Here is a 3,606-nt window from a genome sequence, read left to right as displayed (position 1 = left end):
TCGCTGCTGAGCACCAGGCAGTCGAAGCGCACCAGGTCGGCCGGGCTCGCGGGCCGGCCGTGGCGCTGCAGGTACTTCGGGGTGGTCACGCACAGGCGGCGGTTGTCGGCCAGCCGTACGCTGACCAGGGACGAATCGGGCAGATCGCCCACGCGCACCGCGCAGTCGTAGCCCTCGCCGGCCACGTCGACCACGCGGTCGCTCAGGTTCAGCGAGATGGTCACCTCGGGGTGCAGTTCGCGAAAGCGCGGCACCAGCGGCGCCACGTGGCGGCGCCCGAAGCCCGCGGGCGCGGTGATGCGCAGGTGGCCGCTGGCCTTGACGCCGCCGGCGCTGACGCTGGCCTCGGCGTTGGCCAGGTCGGTCAGCAGGCGCTGGCAGTCTTCGAGGAAGGCGCTGCCTTCGTGCGTGAGCGTGATGCGGCGCGTGGTGCGCACCATGAGCTTGACGCCCAGGCGCGCTTCCAGCGCGTCGAGCCGGCGGCCGATGATGGCCGGGGCCACGCCCTCGGCCTTGGCGGCCGCGGTCAGGCTGCCGCGCGTGGCGACGGAGGCGAAGGTTTCGAGCTGTTTGAGTTTGTCCACCGGGGCAGATTACCCCAGCCAGGGTCGCCAATCAACCGGGGCAGACCGGGCATTGATGGTGTTTCAGGTGGCGAATACGGCGGGTGTCATGCCGTAGAGCGGCTCGCCGGGCAGGCCGGCCCTCAAAGGTTCGCGCGCGGCCATGAGCTTGTGCAGATCGACGCCGGTGGACACGCCCATGGCCTCGAACATGAAGACCAGGTCTTCGGTGACCACGTTGCCGCTGGCGCCGGGCGCGTAGGGGCAGCCGCCCAGGCCGCCGAGCGAGCTGTCGAAGTTGCGCACGCCCACGTCGTGCGCGGCCAGGCAGTTGGCCAGGCCCAGGCCGCGCGTGTTGTGCATGTGGGCCGCGCCGGCGCGTGTACCCAGCTCGGCGCGCAGGCGTGTGAACAGGCGCCGCACCTGCGCCGGGTTGGCCATGCCGGTGGTGTCGGACAGGCCCACTTCGTCCACCCCCGCCTGCGCGCAGGCCACAGCGAGGGCGATCACCTCGTCTTCCGGCACCTCGCCCTGCAAGGTGCAGCCGAACGCGGTGGACAGGCCCACTTCCACCGGCACGGCGGGCGCTCGCTCGTTGCGCAGCGCCACCACCTCGCGCAGCTCGGTCAGCATCTGCTCGCGCGTCTTGCGCACGTTGGCCAGCGAATGTGCCTCGCTGGCCGACACCGGCAGCGTGAGCTTGTGCACGCCGGCGGCCAGCGCGGCTTCGGCGCCGCGGCGGTTGGGCACCAGGGCCATCACCGTGAGGCCCGGCAGTGTGATCGCGTGCCGCACCACCTCGGCGATGTCGGCCATCTGCGGCAGCAGCTTGGCCGGCACGAAGGAGCCGACTTCGATTTCGCGCAGGCCGGACGCGGCGAGGGCGTCGATCCAGCGGCACTTGTCCGCCGTGGGCATGGTGGCCTTGACGGACTGCAGGCCGTCGCGCGGGCCGACTTCGCTGATGTGGACCTGGGGCTGCTCCATGGCGATCTCAGCCTCTCAGGCCACCACCCGCGCCTGGCGCAGCCGCTCCTGCCCGGCGGCGTCGACGCCCAGCTCGGTCAGCAGCGCGGCGGTCGCGTCGCCCAGCTGGGGCGGGCTGCGGTGCACGCCCATGCGACGGCCGCCCAGGGTGAAGGGCAGCAGGGTGGCCTTGGCGGTCTGGCCGGCGCGTGGGCCGTCGGGCAGGGTCATGTCGGCCAGGCCGCCAGTGGCGAGCAGGTGCTCGTCTTGCAGCAGTTCCTCGGGTTTGCGGATGGGCGCATAGGGCAGGCCCACGCGCTCGAACAGCGCGGCCAGCTCGGCCGCAGACCACAGGGCCAGCCGCTCGCGCAGCACCGGCATCAGCGTGGGCCGGCCCTGCACGCGCAGGTTGTTGTTGGCGTAGCGCGGGTCGGCCTGCAGGTCGGCAAAGCCCAGCGCGTCGCAGAAGGTGGCCCACTGCGCGTCGCTGACGGCGCTCAGGAAGATCTGTTCGCCGTCTTTCACCGTGAACACGTCGTAGATGCCCCAGGGGCTGATGCGCGCCGGCATGGGCGCGGCTGGCTGGCCGGTCATGGCGTACTGCAGCATGTGCTGGCCGACCAGGAAGACGTTGTTTTCGAACAGCGCGCTCTGCACCTCCTGCCCTTTGCCGGTGATACCGCGCTGGATGAGCGCGGCCAGCACGCCGATGGCGCCGAACATGCCGCCCATGATGTCGTTGACGCTGGTGCCCGCGCGCAGCGGGTCGCCGGGCCGGCCGGTCATGTAGGCCAGGCCGCCCATCATCTGCACCACCTCGTCCAGCGCGGTGCGGTGCTCGTAGGGCCCGGGCAAAAAGCCCTTGTGCGTGACGTAGATCAGACGCGGGTTCGTGGCGCTGAGCGCCGCGTGATCCAGCCCGTACTTGACCATGGTGCCGGGCTTGAAGTTCTCGGCCACCACGTCGGCCGTGCCGGCCAGCTGCCGCGCCAGCGCCGCGCCCTCGGCCTGGGTCAGGTCGATGGCGATGCTCTTCTTGTTGCGGTTGAACATGGGGAAGAAGCCCGCGCCCGCGCCCAGCAGGTGGCGCGTGCGGTCGCCCTCGATGGGCTCGACCTTGATGACCTCGGCCCCCAGGTCGCCCAGCACCATGCCGCAGGTGGGGCCCATGACCATGTGGGTGAACTCGACCACGCGCAGGCCGGCCAGGGGCAGGGCCGCCGCAGCGGGCGCAGGGGATGAAGGGGGGGTGTTCGCTTCGGACATGGCCGCCATTGTCGGGCCGGTCGGCCACGCCCCTCAAACCAAATTACCCGCATAAATGTCACAGATAAACGCAAAAACAGCATGTGAATCGAGCGGCAAGTTCCGAATACAGTTCAGGCATGGAAAAACCCCGCGCAGTCCTGTTCGACGCCTACGGCACGCTGTTCGACGTGTACAGCGTGGGCCTGCTCGCGCAGCAGCTGTTTCCGGGCCAGGGCGAGAAGCTGGCCATGGTGTGGCGCGACAAGCAGATCGAATACACCCGGCTGGTGACCACCTGCGATCAGGGCGCGCCCGATCAGCCGCATTACCGCCCGTTCTGGGAACTGACCCAGGCCGCACTGGCCTACGCCATCAAGCTCATTGAGCCGGCCGCGCGCAGCGACTGGGCCACCTACGAAGGCAAGGCCACGCGGCTGATGAACCAGTACCGGCACCTGAGCGCCTTCCCGGAAAACCGCGAAGTGCTGCAGGCGCTCAAGAGCCGCGGCATCGTCACCGGCATCCTGAGCAACGGCGAGCCGCAGATGCTGGGCATCGCCGTGCGCAGCGCCGGGCTCGACGGCCTGCTGGACCACGTCATCAGCGTGGACGGCATCCGCAAGTTCAAGACCCACCCGGACGCGTACGCCCAGGGCGAGAAGGTGACCGGCCTCTCGCGCCAGCAGATCGTGTTCGTCAGCAGCAACGCCTGGGACGCGTTGGGCGCGACCTGGTTCGGCTACCGCACACTCTGGGTCAACCGCCAGAACCAACCCTTTGAAGAACTGGGCACGCCGCCCACGCGCACGGCCACGAACCTGCGCGAGGT

The 3,606-nt window shown here is 70.0% G+C and carries 4 protein-coding genes; 1 reads left to right on the top strand and 3 read right to left on the bottom strand.

What is annotated here, in order from left to right:
* From ACR2JA_RS19180 to ACR2JA_RS19170, 3 genes are all read right to left on the bottom strand, one after another.
* On the bottom strand, positions 1 to 584 hold a 584-nt coding region (locus ACR2JA_RS19180; RefSeq protein WP_434010662.1), incomplete at its 3' end, for a LysR family transcriptional regulator.
* Positions 585 to 647: 63 nt separating this feature from the next.
* Positions 648 to 1,550 carry a hydroxymethylglutaryl-CoA lyase gene (locus tag ACR2JA_RS19175; RefSeq protein WP_434010661.1) on the bottom strand — a complete coding sequence of 301 codons (903 nt, stop codon included), beginning with the start codon at positions 1,548 to 1,550 and terminating at the stop codon, positions 648 to 650.
* A 15-nt stretch (positions 1,551 to 1,565) separates the two neighbouring features.
* A complete protein-coding gene (locus ACR2JA_RS19170; RefSeq protein ID WP_434010660.1) occupies positions 1,566 to 2,795 on the bottom strand; it encodes a CaiB/BaiF CoA transferase family protein in 1,230 nt (409 codons plus the stop codon).
* A gap of 119 nt (positions 2,796 to 2,914) precedes the next feature.
* On the opposite strand from ACR2JA_RS19170, the gene ACR2JA_RS19165 reads away from it, so the two are divergent.
* Positions 2,915 to 3,606: haloacid dehalogenase type II (locus ACR2JA_RS19165; protein ID WP_434010659.1), on the top strand; the 692-nt coding region annotated here is incomplete at its 3' end.

It is taken from the genome of Hydrogenophaga sp., assembly GCF_051007235.1.
Lineage (GTDB): Bacteria > Pseudomonadota > Gammaproteobacteria > Burkholderiales > Burkholderiaceae_C > Hydrogenophaga.
This window is presented reverse-complemented; position numbering and strand designations above follow the sequence as displayed.

Excerpts from the sequence above, each read along its gene's own strand:
- ACR2JA_RS19175 (WP_434010661.1), bottom strand. The coding sequence starts at position 1,550 with ATGGAGCAGCCCCAGGTCCACATCAGCGAAGTCGGCCCGCGCGACGGC.
- ACR2JA_RS19170 (WP_434010660.1), bottom strand. The coding sequence starts at position 2,795 with ATGTCCGAAGCGAACACCCCCCCTTCATCCCCTGCGCCCGCTGCGGCG.